Annotated in this window: 20 protein-coding genes and 1 pseudogene; 2 read left to right on the forward strand and 19 right to left on the reverse strand. The window is 34.9% G+C overall.

Features of this window, described 5'->3' with window-relative positions:
• Positions 1 to 84 precede the first annotated feature (84 nt).
• Together X929_RS03530 and msrA are read left to right on the forward strand one after the other, a co-directional pair.
• Positions 85 to 903, forward strand: a complete 819-nt coding sequence (locus X929_RS03530; RefSeq protein WP_211286729.1) for a M55 family metallopeptidase — start codon at positions 85 to 87, stop codon at positions 901 to 903.
• 37 nt (positions 904 to 940) lie between these two features.
• Positions 941 to 1444 (forward strand): annotated as a pseudogene (gene msrA, locus X929_RS03535) (peptide-methionine (S)-S-oxide reductase MsrA); the annotation flags it as partial.
• A 32-nt stretch (positions 1445 to 1476) separates the two neighbouring features.
• Here msrA and X929_RS03540 read toward each other — a convergent pair.
• The 19 genes from X929_RS03540 to phaZ form a co-directional block, all read right to left on the reverse strand.
• Entirely contained in the window at positions 1477 to 2268 is a 792-nt protein-coding gene (locus X929_RS03540; RefSeq protein ID WP_103066667.1) for an alpha/beta fold hydrolase, read from the reverse strand.
• Positions 2269 to 2285: 17 nt separating this feature from the next.
• Positions 2286 to 3416, reverse strand: a complete 1131-nt coding sequence (locus X929_RS03545) for a TetR/AcrR family transcriptional regulator (protein ID WP_103066668.1) — start codon at positions 3414 to 3416, stop codon at positions 2286 to 2288.
• A gap of 18 nt (positions 3417 to 3434) precedes the next feature.
• A complete protein-coding gene (locus tag X929_RS03550) occupies positions 3435 to 5150 on the reverse strand; it encodes an alpha/beta fold hydrolase (RefSeq protein ID WP_103066669.1) in 1716 nt (571 codons plus the stop codon).
• A 5-nt stretch (positions 5151 to 5155) separates the two neighbouring features.
• Positions 5156 to 6037: a branched-chain amino acid ABC transporter permease gene (locus tag X929_RS03555; RefSeq protein WP_169924949.1), complete on the reverse strand. Its 882-nt coding sequence runs from the start codon at positions 6035 to 6037 to the stop codon at positions 5156 to 5158.
• Between the two features lie 16 nt (positions 6038 to 6053).
• Entirely contained in the window at positions 6054 to 6746 is a 693-nt protein-coding gene (locus tag X929_RS03560; RefSeq protein ID WP_103066671.1) for an ABC transporter ATP-binding protein, read from the reverse strand.
• The gene (locus tag X929_RS03565; RefSeq protein WP_103066672.1) at positions 6739 to 7494 is read right to left on the reverse strand and encodes an ABC transporter ATP-binding protein; all 756 of its coding nucleotides are present in this window, start codon (positions 7492 to 7494) and stop codon (positions 6739 to 6741) included. The genes X929_RS03560 and X929_RS03565 overlap by 8 nt, the downstream gene beginning before the upstream one ends.
• A gap of 60 nt (positions 7495 to 7554) precedes the next feature.
• A complete protein-coding gene (locus tag X929_RS03570) occupies positions 7555 to 8766 on the reverse strand; it encodes an ABC transporter substrate-binding protein (RefSeq protein WP_146255771.1) in 1212 nt (403 codons plus the stop codon).
• Positions 8767 to 8819: 53 nt separating this feature from the next.
• Positions 8820 to 10043: an acetate kinase gene (locus X929_RS03575; protein ID WP_103066674.1), complete on the reverse strand. Its 1224-nt coding sequence runs from the start codon at positions 10041 to 10043 to the stop codon at positions 8820 to 8822.
• 217 nt (positions 10044 to 10260) lie between these two features.
• Entirely contained in the window at positions 10261 to 12261 is a 2001-nt protein-coding gene (locus X929_RS03580) for a methyl-accepting chemotaxis protein (RefSeq protein ID WP_103066675.1), read from the reverse strand.
• A 34-nt stretch (positions 12262 to 12295) separates the two neighbouring features.
• Positions 12296 to 13003, reverse strand: coding sequence for an ABC transporter ATP-binding protein (locus X929_RS03585; protein ID WP_103066676.1), 708 nt, complete (start codon positions 13001 to 13003; stop codon positions 12296 to 12298).
• Positions 13003 to 13719 (reverse strand): ABC transporter ATP-binding protein, encoded by a 717-nt coding sequence (locus tag X929_RS03590; protein ID WP_103066677.1) that lies wholly within the window; start codon positions 13717 to 13719, stop codon positions 13003 to 13005. The genes X929_RS03585 and X929_RS03590 overlap by 1 nt, the downstream gene beginning before the upstream one ends.
• Before the next feature lie 162 nt (positions 13720 to 13881).
• Positions 13882 to 14805 carry a branched-chain amino acid ABC transporter permease gene (locus tag X929_RS03595; protein ID WP_103066678.1) on the reverse strand — a complete coding sequence of 308 codons (924 nt, stop codon included), beginning with the start codon at positions 14803 to 14805 and terminating at the stop codon, positions 13882 to 13884.
• On the reverse strand, positions 14802 to 15731 hold the full coding sequence (locus X929_RS03600; RefSeq protein ID WP_103066679.1) for a branched-chain amino acid ABC transporter permease: 930 nt from the start codon (positions 15729 to 15731) through the stop codon (positions 14802 to 14804). The genes X929_RS03595 and X929_RS03600 overlap by 4 nt, the downstream gene beginning before the upstream one ends.
• Positions 15732 to 15805: 74 nt before the next feature.
• Positions 15806 to 17035 (reverse strand): ABC transporter substrate-binding protein, encoded by a 1230-nt coding sequence (locus X929_RS03605; protein ID WP_103066680.1) that lies wholly within the window; start codon positions 17033 to 17035, stop codon positions 15806 to 15808.
• A 5-nt stretch (positions 17036 to 17040) separates the two neighbouring features.
• A complete protein-coding gene (locus X929_RS03610) occupies positions 17041 to 18252 on the reverse strand; it encodes an acetyl-CoA C-acetyltransferase (protein ID WP_103066681.1) in 1212 nt (403 codons plus the stop codon).
• A gap of 38 nt (positions 18253 to 18290) precedes the next feature.
• The gene (locus tag X929_RS03615; protein ID WP_103066682.1) at positions 18291 to 19607 is read right to left on the reverse strand and encodes an acetyl-CoA hydrolase/transferase family protein; all 1317 of its coding nucleotides are present in this window, start codon (positions 19605 to 19607) and stop codon (positions 18291 to 18293) included.
• A gap of 170 nt (positions 19608 to 19777) precedes the next feature.
• Complete coding sequence (gene fabG, locus X929_RS03620; RefSeq protein WP_103066683.1) at positions 19778 to 20521, reverse strand: 3-oxoacyl-[acyl-carrier-protein] reductase; 744 nt, start codon at positions 20519 to 20521, stop codon at positions 19778 to 19780.
• Between the two features lie 35 nt (positions 20522 to 20556).
• Positions 20557 to 21558, reverse strand: a complete 1002-nt coding sequence (locus tag X929_RS03625; RefSeq protein ID WP_103066684.1) for a 3-oxoacyl-ACP synthase — start codon at positions 21556 to 21558, stop codon at positions 20557 to 20559.
• 156 nt (positions 21559 to 21714) lie between these two features.
• The gene (gene phaZ, locus X929_RS03630) at positions 21715 to 22608 is read right to left on the reverse strand and encodes an intracellular short-chain-length polyhydroxyalkanoate depolymerase (RefSeq protein WP_211286730.1); all 894 of its coding nucleotides are present in this window, start codon (positions 22606 to 22608) and stop codon (positions 21715 to 21717) included.
• Positions 22609 to 22749 lie beyond the last annotated feature (141 nt).

Genomic DNA, 22749 nt, shown 5'->3' on the forward strand with positions numbered 1-22749 from the left:
TATCCTTATGGGTGGGGAGCGGGGTAAGGGGCGCTATATATAGTTTTATAGGTTCTAAAGACATTGAGAATTATCAATGAGGAGATGATTATTATAAAAATATACATTTCATTTGACTTCGAAGGGCTTGGGGGTATCGCACAATGGAATGATGTCACAAGAAACAACAAAGATTACAAACAAACATATGCTGTTAAGCAGTTAAAAGCGTTGCTAGAAGAGTTAAAAGACCATGAAATCACCTTATCTGATTCCCATGCTGAAGGGAACAACATTCCTTGGGAAATTACAGAAGAATTTCCAAACGTAAAATTAATCAGTGGTGGGATAAGAAAATATTATATGATGACCGGCATAGATGAATCTTTCAATAGGATGATCTTTTTTGGTTACCATGCTGGAGTAGGAGAGAGATACTCGACTATGGATCATACTTATTCAAGTTCTTCTATTCATAATATTTGGATCAACGGATTAGAAATGAATGAAACATTAATTAACGCTGCATACGGGGGTAGTTTTAGTGTTCCATTGGCAATGGTTGTCGGGGATGATAAACTCAAAAACCAACTGAGCCCATATTTTAAGAGTTTATACTACATAGAAACCAAAAGATCTTTAGGTAGATACTCTGCAGAGTTTAAACCTATGAAGCTACTACTGGAAGAAATTAAAAGCGCAACTAAAGAAATGATTGATAAAAACAAAGAATATTTTGATGTCTACACATTCAACTCATCCATCGAGATGATTGTTGAATTTTCTGACACTTCAAAAGCTGATATGGTTGAATCTATGCCATTAACAGAAAGAATTGATGGAAGAAAAGTAAAAATAAGCAGCGACAATTATCGCGTGATTTTTGAAGCTCTTTTAGCAATAACTTATATATGTGAAGCATAGAAAATGAGGAGTGATTAAAATGAGCAAAATACCAACAGATACAGCCATCTTTGCAGCGGGCTGTTTTTGGGGAGTAGAATACATGTTTAAAAAGCTTGCAGGTGTCATCGACGTAGTCAGTGGTTATACAGGTGGTTTTGTTGAAAACCCTTCTTATGAACAGGTTTGTAGCGGAAAAACAGGTCATGCAGAATCTGTTTTAATTGTCTACGACCCAAACATAGTAAGCTACGAATCATTAGTCAGATATTTTTTTGAAATTCATGACTTTAGCCAAGAAAATGGTCAGGGGCCCGACATTGGAGAGCAATATAGAAGCGAAATATTTTACATAAATGAGGAACAAAAAGCAATCGCGGAAAAAGTAAAAGACGAGTTGATCAATAGAGGTTTAAAAGTCGTAACTAAAATAACTAAAGCTTCAGAATTTTACAGAGCAGAGGATTACCATCAAAACTATTATGAAAAAACGGGAAAAGCCCCTTATTGCCATTTCAGAAGAATAGTTTTTAAAAACGATTATGTCAAATTTTTAGTCTAGAATAAGGGGAATAGGTTCAAGTTTTAATTATTTTAATCATTATTAAAAAAGGCTTCTACTAGCAAACAAAATTCTTCAAATTTTTCAAAAAATAGCGCATGGCCGGTGTTTTCTAAGTTTGCTAGCAATGAATTTTTTACTTTTTTACTCATTTCTATTATGTGACTTTTGGGGGTTATAATATCTTCTTCGCCAGAAATGAAAAGAGTTTTAGCCGTGATGTTCGATATTTCATTTCTAATATCAAATGTTTCGTTAGACGATGCAAGTCTCACAAAGCCATCAAACCAGTCTTTAGTTAAGGTTTCTTTAAATATCTTTCTTCTATTCATCAGCCATTCGTAATTGTTGTTATAAAATGGACGAGAATATATATAAGGGAGGGAAATGTCAAAAAACTTTTCGCCATCATAAAGTTCTGCTGCAACTTTCCATGCTTGACCTATGGACTTTAGATAGTTATCTATATGATCGGTTGCATTTGAAAGAAGCAATTTATCGATCATCTCAGGATACTTTAAAGTAAACAATTCTGCAATTTGTGCCCCGTAGGAAACCCCCATTAAATTAACTTTTTTTAATCCTAAATGATCAACCAATTTTTTCAAATCTTCGACATGAACTTCTATAGTATAAGGTTTGTCGGTAATTCTTGCGGATTTTCCTTGATCTCGAGTATCATACGTAATAACTTGGAATTTTTTTTGCCACCTCTCTATATGGGCCCTCCAACTTGAGGTACTCATCATAATACCGTTTAATATAATTACCGGCCTTCCTTTTCCATAAATTTCATAATAGATACCTGGATCCTCCAAATACATTCATCTCTCACTCCTTTTTAAATATGTATTCCATATGTAAGGTAAATTGATAATTCTTTCAAGACTGATTTTATATCTTTAATTCTATTCAAAAAAATTTTATCTATCCCTGTGTAATGGCTTATCCCCATTAGACTGTTTGCTAACATCTTTTTATCTTCTATTTTTATTCGTTCAAGATTCTCAACATAACCCTTTTCAAATCTGTCATAATAATCATTTGCTGCCTTTTTTACAATAAACTCGGATTCTCTTACGATTTTATAGTATTCAGAATTACTCTCAAAATATTTTAAAAAGAGATAAATACCCCTTAACTCGTTTTCTGCCCTATTTAATTGTTTTTTTTGATTGATAGTAAGGAACCTTCTTGTCATTTTACCAATTATTTTAACTATCTCCTCTAGAAAAGCTTCTTTGCTTTCAAAATAAAGATAAAATGTCCCTACTGAATAACCAGCATTTCTTGTGATATCGTGAATATCTGTTTTATAATATCCCTTCGTACCAAATAGTTCAATACCGGAAGATAATAATTTAGTTCTGGCGGATTCGTCTTCGGGAATATCGGGACAAATCACATCTTCATCATCAAATATCAAAGAATAGTTTTTTATTTCATCGTAAAAAATCCCGTCAGTAATAATCTTTTTAATTTTTGTTTTGTCATAACTTAAACCATTAAAAATATACCTTATAATAACAAACCTTGCAATACCTGAAATAAATAATTGTTCCGCTTGACTCGTTTCACGCAGTAAAACCAAAGAAACTCCCTTGCCGTATAAATCTCTCAAGCGTTGCTCGTATTTGGGATATCGATATTGCCCTTCTCGATAAATTAAGATATCTTTTTTGTAGTCTCCCACTCCAGATTTAACAATGGTATCTAAGAACGAATCCATCCTGTCTTCGAAACTTTTACCAGAAATTGTAGAAAAACCTTCTTCATAATAAATTACAATTTCGTTTAATAATTTAAGAAATATGTCCTCTTTGTTCTTAAAATACCTGTAAAATATTCCATTAGATAACCCGGCTCTCCTGCAGATTTCCACAACGGATACTGTTTCATACCATTCTTCAGAAAACAGGTCCCTGGCTGCTGCCATCAATTTTATAGAAGATTTATTTTTTGCTCTATTCAACGTTATCTCCTTCGTTTTTTAATTTTTTCCCAATGTAAAATTTTTAAAAATATCTATAAATGTCGTTGGTTCTTCTATTATAATCGAATGTCCAACGTCAGGAATGATTTCTAGTTTCCCATTTGTACTTTGAACAACTTCATTAGCCATATTTTTAGTTATCAACGTATCTTTTTCCCCAAGAATGAATAATACTTCTCCCCTATAATTTTTTGATGTCTCTTCATAATTATAATTTTCCAAAGCCCTTGCATTTTCAGTAAAACATTTTGGGTTCATCAAAAGTGCATCATTAGTCAGATGATTTAGTAATTTTCTATCTGATGAAGAGGGAATCATCGCTTTTAAAGAATTTTTCAGAAGAGTTCTATTGTTTTTTAACAAATTTAGAACATAATAATTTTCTTCTGGCGTCTTCAAACCCTTTAACGAAGGGGAATCAACAAGTATTAATTTTTCTACTTTTTCTGGATATCTAAAGGCTATAGACATAGCTACAGCTCCACCCAAAGAATGACCAACTAAAACAACCTTATTCAACTCTAAAACATCCATAAATCTTTTGATATATTCGGCATAAGTATCTATTTGAATTTCTTTCACTCGATCAGAGTGACCAAAATTTGGCAAATCTGGGGTATAGACCTTAAAACCTTCAATGTTTTTCACTTTCTCAAACCATCTGTGAGAGGCATAATTACCATGAATCATAACAACAGGGTTGCCTTCACCACTTACTTCATAATATAATTTTACACCATCAACGTTAACATAACTTCCCTCTTTTTTCTTATTCTTCCCAAATTTTTTTATGATCCACACAACAGGAATTTCAAAATATCTGAAATACAACATTTTCAACCCATAAGAAAGACCGCGAGGAAAGAATAAAACAAATATTATCAGCAAGCCCCCCACGATTATAGTCATAGGAAAATTGCTTCGTGAAAATAAAAACGGCATACCTGTAATTATAACAGAACCAATCAATCCTCCATTTAATGAAGCAACTCCTCCAATAATAACCATCGCTAAAAGATTCAACGATACGTTCAAACCAAAATCTGCGGGGGATATATATCCTAGTGTATGAGCATATAAAAAACCTGCTATTCCGCTGTATATAGAACTGATAATAAAGGCTTGTAATTTTGCTTTAGCAATCTTCACCCCGAACGCCCTGGCAGCCAATTCACTATCACGTACCATATTGAATCTCTTTCCTGTAGGAGATTTTACTATTAAACTTGTTATATAAATCAAAAGACTATAAAAAATCAAATTCAGAAAATATGTATTAAAATCAGAATCAAAAAAAGCAGGAATATCCCTCATTCCAGTTCTTCCGCCAAATATATCCATTGAGGCAATTATCTCCTGTACCGCTATTCCAAACGCCATAGTTGCTATAGCTAAATAAAAACCCTTCAGTCTCATTGCTGGTAATGCTATTACCATTCCAAACAAAACGGAAAAAAGAATAACGAAAATTAAATTTAAAAATATAGGCATATTTAAACTCATTGTAAAAAATGCGCTTGTGTAGGCTCCAATAGCCATAAAGGCAGCATGTCCTATCGAGATCTGACCTGTGTATCCAAATATTACATTTAAACCTAAAGCTGCGATTGCAAAGATAATTATATTAGAAAACACTAACAATAAAAACGATTTGGAAATAAATATTAGACCCAGGAGAGAACCAATTATTAACGTATATAATGCAGTTTTCATTATTCTCACACTCTCCCTTCAAAATCTTTACCAAATAAACCAGAAGGTTTAAATAACAAAACTAATATAATCAACACAAGAATAATAGATAATTGATAATCAGGTGATATATAAACCCCAACTAACTTTTCTATTACCCCTAAAATCAGGCCACCTATAATAACACCAAATAGATTTGAAAAACCTCCAAGTACACCTGCTGTAATACCATACAATTGCATATTTATCAGCATACTGGGATGTATGTAAGTTTTTGGAGCTGCGAGTATTCCAACCAAACTAACCGTGGCTATCCCAATACTCCACACGATAGCATCCACACGGTTAATATCTATCCCACATACAAGTGAACCGATCTCATCTTGAGAACGGGATCTAATAGCTATACCTAACTTATTATACTTCAAAAATATAGCTAAAAGTAGCATTACAGCAATAGAAATTATAGTAATCACAACATCGTTTGTAGGCATAACTAGTATCCCATTTTCCAAAAATAAGATAAAAGGCTTTCCTGAAAATAATTCTGGATAAGAAAAGTAATCCGTTCCCCAAATCAACACGACCAAACCTTCAATTACCATCAATAACCCTAATGTAACCATAAGCATCGCACCGTGAGACAAATGTTTCAAAGGTCTCATTAAAAATCGCTCAATAACCATACCAATAAGGAATCCCGAAAATACTGCTGCAATTATAGATAAAATAATATTACCGCTCACCAAATAAACAGTAAGCCCAATATAAGTTCCCAACATACCTGAATTTCCATGAGCAAAGTTTAGAACTTCGGTGGTCCTAAAAATCAAAGCTATTCCAAAGGCGGTGAGACCATACAATGCTCCTTGTGGAATCCCTGAAATTATGCTTTGGAGTATTTGCAATTCAATCGCCCCTTTCTTATTTCCCCAAATATGACTTTTTTAACCTCTCATCCTTCAACATTTCCTTGGATACTCCTTGATGTGCGACATAACCATTTTCTAATATGTAGGTTCTATCACTTATTTTTAATGATTTTATTGCGTTTTGTTCCACAAGCAAAATCGGAATATTAGATTCTTTTAAAGTTTTTAATACACTATATATTTCATCAATTATTATTGGCGCCAACCCCAATGAAGGTTCATCTAACATCAACAACTTTGGAGAGGCCATAAGGGCTCTGCCCAATGCCAGCATCTGTTGTTCTCCTCCTGATAAAGAACCTGCTTTCTGCTTTTTTCTCTCATTTAAAACAGGGAAAAGATCGTAGACATATTTAGAATTTTTCGAATATTCTCCCCTTAAGTACGTCCCCATTTTTAAATTTTCTTCGACAGATAAATTAGAAAAGATTCTTCTATTTTCAGGACATAACACAATCCCTTTCTTTACCATATAAACAGTACTTTTATTACTTACATCTTCACCCTCAAAAATCACTTTACCCTTAGATTTAACTATGTTCAAAATTCCAAAAAGCGTGGAAGTTTTACCAGCTCCGTTAGAACCTAAAATGGTAACTATTTCACCTTTATTCACGGAAAAAGAAATTTTTTTTACTGCTTTTACATGACCATAATTAACTTCCAAATTTTCAACTTCAAGCATTTTCGTCTTCCCCCAAATACACTTTCACAACCTCTTCGTTATTTGCTACATCTTCAGGAGTTCCTTCGGCAATCTTCTTCCCAAAATTCATAACAGTTACTAAATCAGAAACATTCATTACTACATTCATATCATGTTCCACCAACAATATCGTCTTCCCTCTTTTATTGACCATTTGTATAATACTTTTTATCTCCTCAGTTTCATAATAATTTAAACCTGCTGCAGGTTCATCCAACAAGAGAAGATCTGGATCAGAAATAACTGCTCTAGCCATTTCAACTCTTTTTAACATCCCATATGTGAGCTGAGAAGGATAAGAAGTAAGTCTATTTTTTATATCAAACATCTCAGCTACTTCTAAAACCTTATCTCTTACTTCTTTATCAAAATTCGATTTTGATTTAGAAAACACAGAGAAAAGTGAGTCATTATATTTGTGTATTAATCCACTATAAATGTTTTCAAAAACGTTCATAGCCTGAAAAAGTTGTAAGTTTTGAAAAGTTCTCGATATGCCTCTATATATTATGTCGTGGGTATTTAATTTTAAAAGAGATTTACCTTTGAATAAAATATCTCCTTTATGGGGATTCACTATCCTGGTAATCGTATTGAACAAAGTTGTTTTTCCAGCTCCATTAGGACCGATAAGAGCATGGATCTTTCCTTGACTTATTGTCATAGAGAAATCGTTAACTGCCTTTAAACCACCAAAAGCTACAGTAACGTTTTTGACTTCAAGCATTTTTTCACCTCAAATTTGTGTTTATAGATTATAAGGGGGAAACACCCCCCTTATAATTATTTATAAAACTTCTAACAATGATTCAACAGAATAATGTATCCAACTTGAAGCGAAATCCCAAACTAAACCTTGTTCAGTTAAAACAGATTTTAGAACATACATAGAAGTCATTCCCATTCTGGAATCAAAACCTGCAGAAACAGGCTTATAACTCAAACCATGATTTTCGTCACCAAGGGTGATGTAATTACCTTTCCAATTGTCTAAAGTCTCCAAAGCGGAAACTAACTTTTCTCTAGTCAAATCAGGACCTGCCCTTTTAACACCCTCAACGAAAACTTCTGCAGCTATCATACCGGCGATAGCATAGGCGTTAGGAATACCTTCATAGTATTCTTGCCATATTTTTATAGCAGGTTCCTCAGGGTTTGTAAAGTTTACGGCAACCCAGGCCATTACCTCAACACCATCTCCTGCTTCTTGAGCTAATTGTAGATAACTCTCATCGGCATTTGAATACGTCAAAAGATATCTTTGATTGGTCATACCGAATTGTTTGGCTTGGCGTACAAAACCGACAGATTGAGGAAGAAACAGCATAACAGCTACGGCATCGGGTCTAGCAGATAGCAAACGTGTTACTTCAGATGTAAAATCACTTTTAAAAGGATCCACTGCAATGTTTGCAACGGGTTCCATGCCCAAGGCTTTTAATGTACCTACCGCTGATTCACTGAACTCTTGACCATCTTCTGCATTTCTATAAACGATTGCTATTCTTTCATGTCCCTTTTCTACCAAATAGTTCATTGCTATGTTCCCTTCTACTATGTAATTAGGTTGAACTGGGAAAATATACTTTCTTGGTGGAAGACTGAATTCTATAGAGCCCCCACCTTGATAAACAAAGGGAACGCCTCCATTATTCAGATAATTTTGTACAGCTAAAATACCTGGGGTACCAAGTCCTCCAACGATAGAAAAAACACCATCTTGCTCAACCATTCTTCTAACTTCTACAACCGTTCTAGCAGGGTTGAACTGATCATCAGCTACTATTAACTCAATCTTTCTTCCATAGATACCGCCGTTGTCGTTGATGTAATTAAAATAAGCTTGCATGCCTTGCGCCATAGGTCTTCCTATAGGTGCAACAGGCCCCGACATAGCTTGAAAAGTACCTACTAAGATCTTATCATCAGTTACTCCTACTTCCGAAAATGCTGAAACTAACAGCAAAACCACAAAAACCATACCAATAAATCTTTTCACCTTTCTCACCTCTCTTGATAAAGTTAAATTTTCTAAAAACCACACCTTCTTTGCTACACCTTAACCTCTTTAGCCGCATTTTGAAACTTTTTAACTGTTATTTTAGTATCCTGAGCTATCATTAATTCTTCGTTAGTTTTTACTATCAGTACATCTACATCAGAGTCTGAAGTTGAGATAATCCCTTCTTTTCTATTCAACAAAGTATTTTTTTCTTTATCAATTTTAACTCCAAAGATGTCTAAATAATCACAGACATCCATTCTTACATGTTCGTCATTTTCTCCCACACCCGCTGTGAATATAAATGCATCTAATCCTTTTAGTATGGTTATATAACTTCCTATGTATTTTGCTAAACGATATACATACACATCGTATGCCAACTTTGCCTTTTTATCCCCATTTTCTATTCCTTTTCTGATGTCTCTCATGTCGTTGCTCATTTCACTTAAACCATAGACACCACTTCTTTTGTTCAATAAATCGTCTACTTCATCTACACTGTAACCATTTCTTGTAAGGAAAAGAACTATCCCTGGATCTATATCTCCACTTCTTGTGCCCATTATCAATCCTTCCAAAGGCGTGAATCCCATCGATGTGTCAACTACTTTCCCTCTGTCAATCGCAGCTAATGATGCACCATTACCCAAATGTGCAGTTATCATCTTTAATTCTTTTATATCTTTTCTTAATATCTCAGAAGCTTTTTGAGATACATACCTGTGACTGGTCCCATGAAATCCGTAACGTCTTATCTTGTGCTTTTGGTAGAGTTCGTAAGGTAACCCATACATGTACGCCTTTTCTGGCATCGAATGATGAAATGCTGTGTCAAATACCGCTACTTGGGGTACTTTGGGTAATAATTTTTTGGCAGCTCTTATGCCCATCAAATTGGGAGGATTATGTAAAGGTGCAAGATCAGAGTTTTCTTCTATAGCTCTAATAACTTCTTCATCTATCAATACAGAAGAGAAAAACTTTTCTCCTCCATGTACAACTCTGTGTCCAACCGCATCTATCTCTCCTAATTCTTTCAAACACCCATATTCAGTATCAGTTATCAATTCTATAGCTTTTTTTAACGCTTCTTCATGGTCTTTTATCTTGGTTATGTTTTTGTACTCTTTTTCTTTACTTTCTTGCTCTATATCTGACTCTTCTTCTCCTATCCTTTCAACCAACCCTTTAACCAGACAGTCTTCTTTTTCCATTTCTAATACTTGATATTTTAAGGATGAACTTCCAGAGTTGATCACTAGTATTTTCATTTGAAATCCTCCTATTTATATTTTCAGCTACTGTCTTTTGAAACTCTAAAACTTGTTTTAGCGTCCATTCACCCAAACGTTAAGGGGTAATCCCCTTAAAGACCCCAAATTCAAATTCAAAGTTTTTTGCATAAAACAGCAAAAGTTACGCAAATGAGAATATGGAAATTATTTCTAAGACATTATAAAGAACACTTTTGCATAAAGCAGCAAAATTTTATATCTTAAAACTTTCAACCAACCCTTTTAACTCTGTGGCTAAATCACTCAACTCTTTCGCTTCTTCGTTTATTCCTACAGCTTGGTTTACTTGTTCGTCTATTACATTTCTTGATCTTTCTAGTTGTTCACTTATCTGTGTTACCGCTTTCGCTACCCTGTCCATCGCTGTGCTCATCTCTTGCGCACTTGCACTTTGTTCTTCTGCACTTGCCGTCATGTTTTCTATACCTTGGTCCATCCTTTCTATCCTTTCTTTTATCCTGTTGAAACTTTGTTGTACATTCACCATCTTTTCGTTTATTTCTCCTATCGTTCCTACTACCTTGTTCGTCGATTCGTTTACTTTGTTCGTTCCTTGCGTTATGTTGGTTAGTATTTGGGATATTTCATCCGTTGCATTTCTTGATTCTTCCGCTAACTTCCTTATTTCATCCGCTACTACTGCAAATCCTCTTCCTGCTTCCCCTGCCCTTGCTGCTTCTATCGCTGCGTTCAGCGCTAGCAGGTTCGTTTGTTCAGTTATTGAGTTTATTGTTTCTACTATACTTTGTACGTTCTTGGCATTGCTTGCAAGTGTTTCTACTTCTTTTTGGCTTTCTTTTGCCCTTTCTACCGCTTCTTTCACAGCTTGACTTATACTTTCTATCGTTTTGCTTCCTTCTTCTGCAGCTTTACTTGTTTCATCTGCTTCTTCACTTAGCTTTTGCGCGTCTTGGGATACTCCTTGTGCCGCCCTTGCTACTTCGTCTACCCCTGAGGTTACTTCTTCTACGTTTCCTGCCGTTTCTTCAGCGTTTGTTTGTATCTTGTCCATTTGGTTTTTGAGTTCTTCTGAGCTTTTTCTGCTTTCTTGTGATGATTGCGTTAGACTTTCTGATGCATTTTCTACTTTGTTTGATGCTTGCATTATTGAGCCCATGGATTTTCTTAGTTCTTTACTCATTTCTGATAGAGCGTTGGCCATCTGCCCTATTTCGTCTTTGCTTTTACTTTCAAAGTTTACCGTTAGGTCTCCTTCTTTGAATTGGTTTATCTTGTTTTTGAACTCTAACAGTGGTTTCGTTATACTTCTTATTAGATAGATGACCATTATTATTGATACTACAAAGGCAATTACGGTTAAGATAATTGTCAATGCTATTGCTCTGTTGTTTTCTTCTATGAGGGATGGACCTAATGTGTCTTGTTGAACCTTTAATTCCATTCTTTGTTCATCTAATAGGTTCAGTATCTCTACCCTTGCTTGTTCCATCTGCTCGATTATGGGCTCTTGGGATTCTATCGCTGTGACTATTTGGTTAAAGGTGTTTTTGAATGAAGTAACGATCTCCAACAGTTCTGAAAAAGCATTATTTAGTTCCTGATTTATTATGCTATATCCTAAAGTAGAAAGTTGCAAGTCTAAATTTTCGAACTCCTTAATTACATTATTCATATCTCCCTCAGATAAACTTGTGAAATATTGTGTAGACAAATCAATAATTGTGTTCTTGTACTGCAAAATTCTTTGAGAATATATAGACAAAGAGGAAGAACCACCAACTTTTTGTATTAAGTCGATAAAAACATTGATATTATTCTCTAATTCATATCCATGATTTAAAAATTCATCTATAAGATTATTTTTCCCTTGGTTTAAAGTAACTAATTTATTGAAAAGGGATTCGTAATTAGTAAAATTCGACTGTACCTCTTCTAAGTTATACGTTGAAAGAGTAGATAAATCGTCTTTGACACTTCCTATATAACTTAAAAACTCATCGGCCTTCTGTTCTTCAAAACTATCAGTGTAATCTTTTAAGCTAATTGTAGCTTGAAAAAAGTTGAATTCAGCTTGTGAGAAAGAATTAACGTGATCGGCCATAAGTTTGTATTCCTCTAAAGCGTTATTAGAATTGATTAAAGAATATATGTTGTATGAAATAGATAAACTGAAAAAAAGAAAAGTAATTATTATAATCAAAATTATCTTACTTCCAATACTTTTAAAAAACATATCAATCCCTTCTTAAACTATTATTTTTAAGTATTTACACCCCAAGATAAGATTTTTGAATGTGTGGGCTGTTAGCAAGATTCTGGCCAATATCTTCCATAACAATCTTCCCGTTTTCTAGCACGTAACCTCTATCAATAACTTTTAGCCCTTGTTTTACGTTCTGTTCTGCCAACATTATCGATACCCCAGATTTCTTAATCTCTACTAATTTTTGAAACAATTCTATAACAAGAGAAGGCTGTAATCCCAATGAAGGTTCATCAAGAATTAGTAATTTAGGATTTGCCATTAATGCCCTTCCAATAGCCAACATTCTTTGTTGACCACCACTCATAGTGCCAGCTAACTGATGAATTCTTTCTTTTAATATTGGAAAAATTTCAAAGACAAAATCCAAATTTTCACTTATTCTATTCCTTGCATTTGGCACATAGGCAGCTCCTAATTTTAAATTTTCCTCTACTGTCATAAAAGGAAATAATTCTCTTTCCTGGGGAACCAGGGAAATCCCTTTTCTTATTATTTCATGAGTTTTAAATCCAATTAAGGAATTTCCTTCAAAAATGAGATCTCCTTTTTCTGGTTTTATTAAACCAACGATTGAGCTGATTAATGTAGTTTTACCGGCCCCATTGGGTCCAAAAATGCCTACAGCTTCATTATTATAAATTGACATTGTCAAATCCCAGATTACCTGTATTCTTCCATATTTTAAATTCAAATTTTTGATTTCAAGCATCAGTCTTCCTCCCCTAAGTACGCGGATACAACTTTGGGATCTTTTGAAACTTCCTGATAGACCCCTTCTGCTATAATTTTTCCAGATTCTAAAACTACCACTCTGTCTGTTAACTCTTTTATTACCCCCATTACATGTTCAATTACGGCTATCGTTATTCCACTTTCTCTAAGCTTTTTCACCAAGTCAATCATTTGCCAGGTCTCATCAGAATTTAACCCAGCCATTACTTCATCTAAAAATAAAACTTTTGGTTTGGAGGCTAAAGCCCTCCCTATTTCCACTTTTTTTAAGTCAAGAACAGTTAATTTATCTATAGATTGGTTCCTATTTTCCAGTTCTAAAAGATCACATATTTCATTTGCGGTTTCCCTTGCGCGTTTTAAGTTCTCTCCATCCCCAAACAACGCACCAACCATAATATTTTCTAAACCTGTAAACCCTTGCAATGGCCTTACAACTTGAAAAGTTCTTGAGAGCCCCATTCTTGCTCGAATATGAGGTGGATATTTTTCAATGTTCTGATTGTCAAATGTGATCTCACCTTCAGTGGGATAATACATACCAGCTATTAAATTAACAAAAGTGGTTTTCCCAGCACCATTCGGTCCAATAATACCTAAAATTTCTTTTTCTTCTATACCCATCGTAACGTCATTTACAGCTACTAATCCTCCAAATTTTTTCACTAATTTTTTTGTAGATACTATTTGCATCATGTTCCCCTCCTTAATAAGGCACTAAACTATCTTTAGAAACTCTAAAGCTCGTTTTACCCCCCCACATCGATCTCAACTGGCCTAATATCTAACGATGCCACTAAACAAATGAAACTTTAGAGAAAGATTGGGTAGTATATAGTAGCGATACAACATTTGCTACTTACTAGATTGTATTTTACTTTTTAAAGATCCAAATATTCCCTTTGGTAAGAACAATATTATAAGAATTATGATTATTCCATAAATTATAAGATGACCATAGGGCATGATTAATTTTAAATATTCAGATGCAAACCCTAAAACGATTGCTCCAATAACAGGGCCCCATGTAGAATATATTCCTCCAACAAGTGCCATTGCCATAGGTAATAAGAGAAAATCTAAAGAAAAGGTTGTTTCGGGAGAAACAAATCCGTATTGTTGAGAGTACACGGCCCCAGTTACCCCTTGAATAGCTGCTGTTATAATAAAGATAATTATCAGATATTTAAAAATATTAATACCAGTCGATTTAGCCACAACTTCATCTGTCCTTATTGAGTTGATGGCAAAATGAACCCTTGTTCGACTAAATATTTCAGAAATTAAAATTGTCGATAGAGCTAAGGCCAATATCAACCAATATATCTTTGATGAATCTCCTTGAAATATTACATTAGGTATAACCTTCCCACTTGCTCCACCGGTTAAACGGGGAGTATTCCTGATAATAACGGAAAAAACCGTTGTCAAGGCTAAAGTGGTGATTGCAAAATAAATTCCTCTCAATTTAAGAACGACAAATCCTAATGCCAAAGCTATTAGTGCAATAAAACCCCCTGCAAGAAATATGCTAAATATAGGATTAATTCCAAAATTTGAAAAGGAAACTATCGATACATAAGCACCTACCCCAAAAAAACCAGCTACTCCAAAGGATAATTGACCCGTTCTCAACATCATATCCCAGCTCAAAGATAACGTCATATATATTAAAATAGTCATAACTACATGTAGAAAATACGCTCCAGTATAGAAAGGCAAAAATATTAATAGTCCTGTTGCTATAACCGCTATTAAAGGAGTTAAGATTTTTTTCATGACTCTGACCCCCTGTATGCTCTAATTAATATTACGATAATTAATACTCCAAAAAAAACTAAATCTGACCATCCACTGTATCCAGGAATTGATTGAACAACTGCCTCTACTACCCCTAAAGTGATCCCACCAATTAAAATGCCGTTTAAATTACCCAAGCCTGCCATAGCTGCTAAAGCAAAGGCCTTTAAAGTATATGCATTCCCTGACAAGGGAAATATGGATGTCCTTGGCAACATTATCCCTGCAGCAATTCCAATAATTCCAAAAGCAATAGCAAAAACGATAAGATATACTTTGTTAGTATCTATACCTACAATTTCAGCTCCTTTTGGGTTTTGTCCAACCGCCCTGGTTGCTTGTCCTAAAAGAGTCTTTTTCAAAAAAAGCTGAAGAAAGACAAGCACTCCAATCGCCACTATTGGATAAATAAATTCATAAATACCAATAGAGAAGTTTGCTATAGTTATAGATGAAGAAGCATAGGGAGTATAAATATTTCTTGGGCGTGTAGTCCAAATTATTTTTATAAGCTCTATAATTACCATAGATATCCCAAACGTTAATAACAGTTGGTTCAGTTCTCCTGCTTTTAACACGTATTTTATTGAAATCTGATAAATCCCTATTGCCAATAAAAACATTAAAATAAATAATGGAAACACGGAAATAAGTGGGTCTAACCCTAATTGAGTGAAAAAAATATAACCTATATATAAACCTAAAGTCAAAAAATCTCCATGAGCTAAGTTTAATATACCAACGATTCCTAATATTAAAGCCAAAGGTAAACCGATTAAAGAATATAAACCACCGCGTTGAAGGCCATAGATCAAAGGTATGGGCTTCCAAATAGCAATAACCACCAAAAAAACGAGAAAAATTAAAAATGTTTTGTTAAGTCGAAAATTCAGAAAATTCAACATAATCACCACCGTTTTTTTAAATGAAAGGGGGAAGGAATACCTTCCAACCCCCTTGCTCCAAAAATTTAACTTTACTATTTTCCAAAAGCGAAAGGATACGCTAAAGTTGCCGTTGCAAGGTCTAAAGGCCAAATAACTTCTTGTCTACCATTTTGCCATTGCAAAATTTTCTGATATTTGAATCCTTGATTTGTTATTATTCTGCTTGGTTCAATTTTCAACACTTCGCCCAACGGAGATTCATATTCAATGGTTCTCAATGCAGAAATGATAGCTTCTTTATCCAGGCTACCTGCTTTTTTTATCCCCTCAACTAAAAAATAAATATTAGTATATCCAAGAGGAGCGAAGTAGGTTGCAGGTTCTTCTTTCCACATTTCCACGTAAGCATCATAAAAATGTTTAGCTACAGGACTTACATCATTTAAAGTCGGAGCCCACATACCATAAAGAATCACGTTCTCTGCTAAAGGATTTTTCCCAAAGTCTGCTGGCCAACCTGGAGGAGCTCCTACTAACAAGTCAGGAGCGAAATTCACTTCTTTTGCCTGCGCTACAATTGGTATGGCATCAGCGTCGTATCCTGCCCAAACGAATAGGTCCGGATCAAAAGCCTTTGCTTGATTTAACATTGCCCTATAATCTCCCCCTCCGAGGGCTGCACTCTTAAATGAAGCTCCTTTAAATTCATCCATAATTCCTTGCCATGGACCTTCACCTTTCTTTGCTAACTCATAAAGATCTAAATAAGCTGTATATGAGTCAGTGCCAAATGCTCCTTCTTCATACGCCAAAAAGATTTTTTTAATATCAACATTTGGATATGCCTGAACTATTTCTCTCCAACCTATTCCATAACCTTCTCCTTGTTGATAATCCCAAGGATGAATGTGGAAATACCAATCTGCATCTGGACCCATAGCTATTTCAGCTTGATGGGAAGCTGCTCCTGCCCAAACAGTAATCTTTTGGTATTTTTTAAGAATAGGCACTTGCGCTAAATGTACACCACTAGCCATTCCACCAACGAAAAAATCTACTTTTTCAACGGTTGCTAATCTCTCGATTGCTGCAGCACCTTTCGCTGGATTTAACTCTGAGTCTATAACTATAAGTTCCAACGGTCTACCCAAAACTCCACCAGCGTCGTTAATCTCTTTAACAGCCAATCTCATTGCCTTTGTACTTTGGTCGCCAGTTATATCTCCTAAAGGATTTACAGCGCCGATTTTGATAGGATCTACTGCCATAGCAAACGAAAATATGACAACCAAAAAAAAGGCCAAACCTATGCTTCTTTTCACCTTCCTCACCTCCATATATTTTTTACCACTAAAGCCGTTCCCATACCTCCACCGATACAAAGTGATGCTAGCCCAAATTCGCTATTTCTTTTTTTCATTTCGTAAAGAAGTGTAACAACTATCCTATTCCCCGATGCTCCAATAGGATGACCCAAAGCAATTGCTCCACCATTCACATTGGTTCTTTCAAGGAACCAGCTTTTAGATTTTCCATAAATATCTCCTAACTCTGTTATAACCCCTAAAGATTGGGCAGCAAACGCTTCGTTTAGTTCGATTAATTCCATATCTGTTATATCCATTTTGATCTTTTCTAAAAGTCCTTTTACTGCCGGAACTGGACCTAAGCCCATGTATGCAGGGTCTACAGCCGCCTGATTATAACCAACTAATTCTGCTATTGGTTTTAACCCATATTTTTCTACAGCCCTTTCTGAGGCTAATAAAATAACACTTGCACCATCGTTTATTCCAGAAGCATTCCCAGCTGTTACGGTTCCTTCTTTTACAAATGCAGGTTTAAGTTTGGCAAGTTTTTCTTTCGTTACATCAAATCTCGGATGCTCGTCTTGGTCAAAAAGAACGGTTTCCTTTTTTCTTTTTACTTCAATTGGTATTATTTCATCTTTAAATTTTCCGGATTCTATAGCATCTTTAGCTCTCATTTGACTCGTATAAGCAAAATCGTCTTGTTCTTCACGAGAAATATTATGTTTTTTGGCGACGTTTTCTGCAGTTACTCCCATATGATAGTTATTAAAAACATCTGTGAGCCCGTCTAATATCATATGATCTTGAACTTCAAATGATCCAAATTTATTTCCAAATCTAGTCATAGATGGCAAAAGGTAAGGAACGTTTGACATGCTTTCCATCCCCACAGCCACAACAAGATCAGCGTCACCTGTTTTAATATCTGTAGCCCCGATCATTATGCTTTTCATACCGCTTCCACATAACATATTAACTGCGTAGCCGGGCTTGTCTTCTGGAATCCCTGCATACATGGAGACTTGTCTTCCCGGACCCATACCTTGACCTGCCATCAAAACATTCCCAACAATTACTTCATCAACATTTTCAGGATTTACTTGAGCTTCTTTTAGAACTCCTTTCACAACTTCCGCTCCCAATTTGGTTGCAGGAACATCTTTTAAGGTCCCGCCGAAAGTACCAATGGCCGTTCTTTTTGCAGATATTATATAAACTTTATTCATTGTTTCTACCTCCTGTATAGTCTAATTACTATTAAGTACTATATCAACCCCATCTTTATAGCTTCCTGCTCTAATTCTTTTCTAAAGTCTGGATGAGATATTGATATTAACTTCTTAGCCCTTTCACCTGCACTTCTACCCCTCAAGTGAGCTATTCCCCATTCTGTTACCACATAATCCAAATCCTGTCTTGGAACAGTAATTGGAGCTCCCTGTGGAAGCATAGGTACTATCGTTGAAATGCTTCCTTTTTTTGCCGTGGATCGTAGGGCGATGATACCTTTCCCATTTCTGCTTTTTATAGCTCCTCTATGAGTGTCTAACTGGCCTCCTGTTCCAGAAAACTGTTTTGTGCCTATTGCTTCTGAAACAACTTGTCCCGTCAGATCTAATGAAATCGCTGTGTTTAAACTTACCATATTGTCGTTCTGACAAACCACATAAGGATCATTAACAAATCTCCCCCTGAGCTCAAAAATACCAGGATTATCGTCAATGAATTCATACATTCTCTTTGTTCCTAGAGCAAAAGCTATTACAAATTTCCCCTTCCAAAGAGACTTTCTCATATTGGTTATTACGCCCTTTTCAAAGAGATCTATCATTGATTCAGTAAGCATTTCAGTATGAATGCCTAAATCTTTTTTTGTTTCAAGTAGTTTTGCTACTGCATTGGGGATCCCACCTATCCCTATCTGTAAGGTCGAACCGTCCTCTATGATATCTGCTATGTACTGAGCAATCTTTTTTTCTTCTTCTTTAGGTTCTGAGATAGGTATTTCAGGAATCTCCCAATTAGACTCAACAACAACATTTACATTGTTTATATGCCATTCAGTGTCCCCGTGCACATATGGCATTTTTTCATTGACTTCCATTACAACTATATCAGCATTTTCTGCTAAATCTTTTTCATACACATTAGAGATACCTAAATTAAAGTATCCAGTTTTTTCTCTCATAGGAGTGGAAGTTCCCCAAAACACCAAGGTATTTCCTTCCTCTTTTTCAGCCATAACCTTGTCTAACCCAGCCATATGAAGATTATTGGGTATATAATCTAATATCTTTAATTTATCTTCATGCTTGGATTTTCTCGTAGGTTCGGCATAGAACCATGTTTGTAACTCGAAAGTACCTTCATACTCTTTGTTTAAAAAGAATTCATAATATCCCATATCTAAACAAGTTATTACTTTTATTTTTTCAAAATGATCTTTAAATTTATGAACATTTTTCAAAAAGCCTTGGCCTTCAGCTGCTGCCATGCTCACAACCACCGAAACTCTTTTCGGCAGGCTTAATATTGCATCATCAATTGACATTAATTTTTGCTTATATTTTTCTTTCCACATTTTGAAAGTACCTCCTAAATCAAAAATTCAAACTACATTCAGAAATTCTAAAACTTGCTTCAACGCTTCTTGGTCCATTAAATGACTCAACAGGATAGGGAAGAGCTTCATTCTATAACCCTTTAAAAAACCATTTTATTTCTAAAGTATCTATAACATTCAAAAAATGGTTATAGAGTAGTTCCCCCGTTTACATCAAAAACATGACCAGTCACATAAGAAGCTTCATCAGAAGCTAAAAATAATACTGCATTCGCCACTTCTTCAGGTTCTCCCATTCTTCCTAAAGTTATCTTTGATTTTATGCTTTCTAATACTTTTTCAGGAATTTTTTCTGTCATTGGGGTCTTAATGAACCCAGGAGCGACAGCGTTAACCCTAATATTCGCACCTTTTCTTGCAAATTCCTTAGCCCAAGTATATGTCATAGATATAACTCCACCTTTTGAAGCTGCATAGTTGGTTTGTCCAACATTCCCTCTTTCTCCTACGATTGAAGATATATTTACGATACTTCCTTTTCCATTTTCTAACATAAGATTTGAGACAAACTGTGTCATATTGAAGACGCCTTTCAAATTTACTTCGATGACCTTATCCCAATCTTCTTCTTGCATCCTACCTATTAAAGCGTCCTTGGTTATACCTGCATTGTTCACTAATACATCGATTCTTCCAAACTCTTCTTTTACTTTTTCAACGAATTCTTCTATAGCAGGCCTATCGGTTACATCCAGCAGATAACCTCTCACATTTTCTACTAATTGATTCTGTAACTGAGAAAGAATTTCTTGATTCATGTCTAAAGCAAAAACAATCTTTGCTCCTTCTTCAGCAAATTTCTCAACGATACTTTTCCCTATCCCTCTGCCTCCTCCTGTAACTACACAAACTTTGTCTTTCATTCTATCCATTAATACTCCACCTCACTTTAGCGATATTTTTCTATTTAACCCCACTTTACTGTGGTTGCAGCCCAAACAAAACCTATACCGGCTCCTACCATAACAACGATGTCTCCAGAGTTGATTTTTCCTTCCTTTAAAGCCAATTTCATAGATAACACCTGGTCGTTTTGTCCAAGATGACCGTAATTTTCAAGATAAGTTGTTTGTTCCTCCTTCAAGCCCAATTCTTCTAAAACAGCCTTATGAGCAGATCTTTTAAAGTGAAGAATGGCTAGATATCCCATATCTTTCTCACTATATCCGGACTTTTTTAAGGAATCTCTGATTACTCCATAAAAGTTAGGCATGGTTTTTTCATTCAAATTTGCTTTGAATTTTTCGGAATCTCTTACTGTAAAGTAATACTTATTAGCATCTTCTGGTTTCATAGGCCATTTTTTAGTTCCTCCTACTTCTATTACACATTGCTCTGAAAAAGAGCCATCTCCTCTAAAAGCGGATGATAAAATCAAATTCTTATTTAAATTTTTCCTTAATATTAAAGCTGCCCCTCCTGCTCCAAGATCGAACATAAAAGAGGTTTCTGGAACTTCATAATTGATCAAATCACCATTTCTGTAACCACTTACAAGTAATACGGTATTCAAACTGTCATTATTCATCATAAGGGATTTGGCTGTCTCCATTCCAACCATCATCGATCCACACATTGCCTCCATATCAAATCCCCATGCCCGAGTGGCTCCAACCTCGTGGGCAACTTTTAAGCTAGCAAGCCAACATGGATAATCTTTGTGTTGACCACCATTCCATATGACTAAATCTATATCATTTGGATCTATACCTGCGTCTTTGATAGCTTCTTTAGCCGCTTGAATACCCATATAACTTGTTGTGTCCTCAGGACCAGGAATGGGTTTTTTTAAAATACCAAATTTTTCTTCTATTACCCATTGTGGAATATTAGTTTTCTTGGCTATTTCTTCGGCATAGATGTAATTATCAGGTATGTAAACCCCTAACCCCATTATTCCTACATTCATATCAGTTCCTCCTTTCAAATCTAATATTTACTGTCTTCAGAAACTCTAAAACTTGCTTTATCTCACCTTTACACTGTACCCCTTTTCAAAATCAAAGTATTATTTTTGGAAATCATTGTATTTTTAAGTATCAGAATATAACATATGAATCAGTTCTCACACAATTAAAAAATTTTTTATAACTTTTATCAATTGATCTAGATCGTCTATTATCGGAGAGTGCCCACAATTTTTTAGATAAACTAGTTTGGCTTTTTCTCCTATATCGTTTAGTATATCAAGAGCCATTTTTTCTGGAACTACCAAATCATTCTCTCCCCACAATATCAAAGTAGGGCATTTTATATTTTTAGCTCTTCCGTCACCTTGCTTTATCCCGTTATAATCTTCACTTATATTAAAAGTTGCCAGAGCATAATCTACATCAACCAAATTCCTCTGAGTTAACATATCATCCAAATATTCTTCGTATTTTTGGGGTTCGGGCTTATTGTGTGTGTATATGGTTGATTCCCAAACTACTTTAAGAAAATCTTTGTCTTTATTGTTATATGCATTCAAAATGGGAACGACCTGAACAGGATCTTGAGCTATCTCTTCTTTTGTCTTCAAAAATTCGTCTTTTATAGGCTTACCTTTTTCATCTTTTTTCAATATAGGATAACCTCTTGTTCCAACAGATTCCAACAGTATTAATTTGTCAACATAACGTGGATAATTCGCAGCGAAAATCATGCAAACTCCTCCACCCGTTGACCAACCCATAAGATCAAATTTTGACAAGCCCAATTCATCTACGAATAATTTTAAATCTTCCATAAAATCATCAAGAGAATCGATAGGAGTGTTATAAGTTGAGATGCCAAATCCTCTTAGATCGGGCGCGTAAATAGTGTAATCTAAATCAAAAGCTTCCATAAAAACATCCCAATGCTTTGAGGAAGTCATATTTCCGTGAACCAAAAGCAAAGTCTTTTCTCCACCTTGTTTGTATCTATATCCCATAGTTTCACCGTTTGGAAGTTCTACTTTTTTTAAAAGTGTATCCACTTTTAATCACTTCCTTCATAAATTTTAATAAGTGAATCATCTCTCATTGTTAGTATATACACTTTTTACCTAAATTCCAAATTCAATTAACAGTATTTATAGTTGATTAGAAGTAATTGCACTTACTAAATGAAAAGTGTA

It is taken from the genome of Petrotoga olearia DSM 13574 (assembly GCF_002895525.1).
In the GTDB taxonomy this organism is placed as follows: domain Bacteria; phylum Thermotogota; class Thermotogae; order Petrotogales; family Petrotogaceae; genus Petrotoga; species Petrotoga olearia.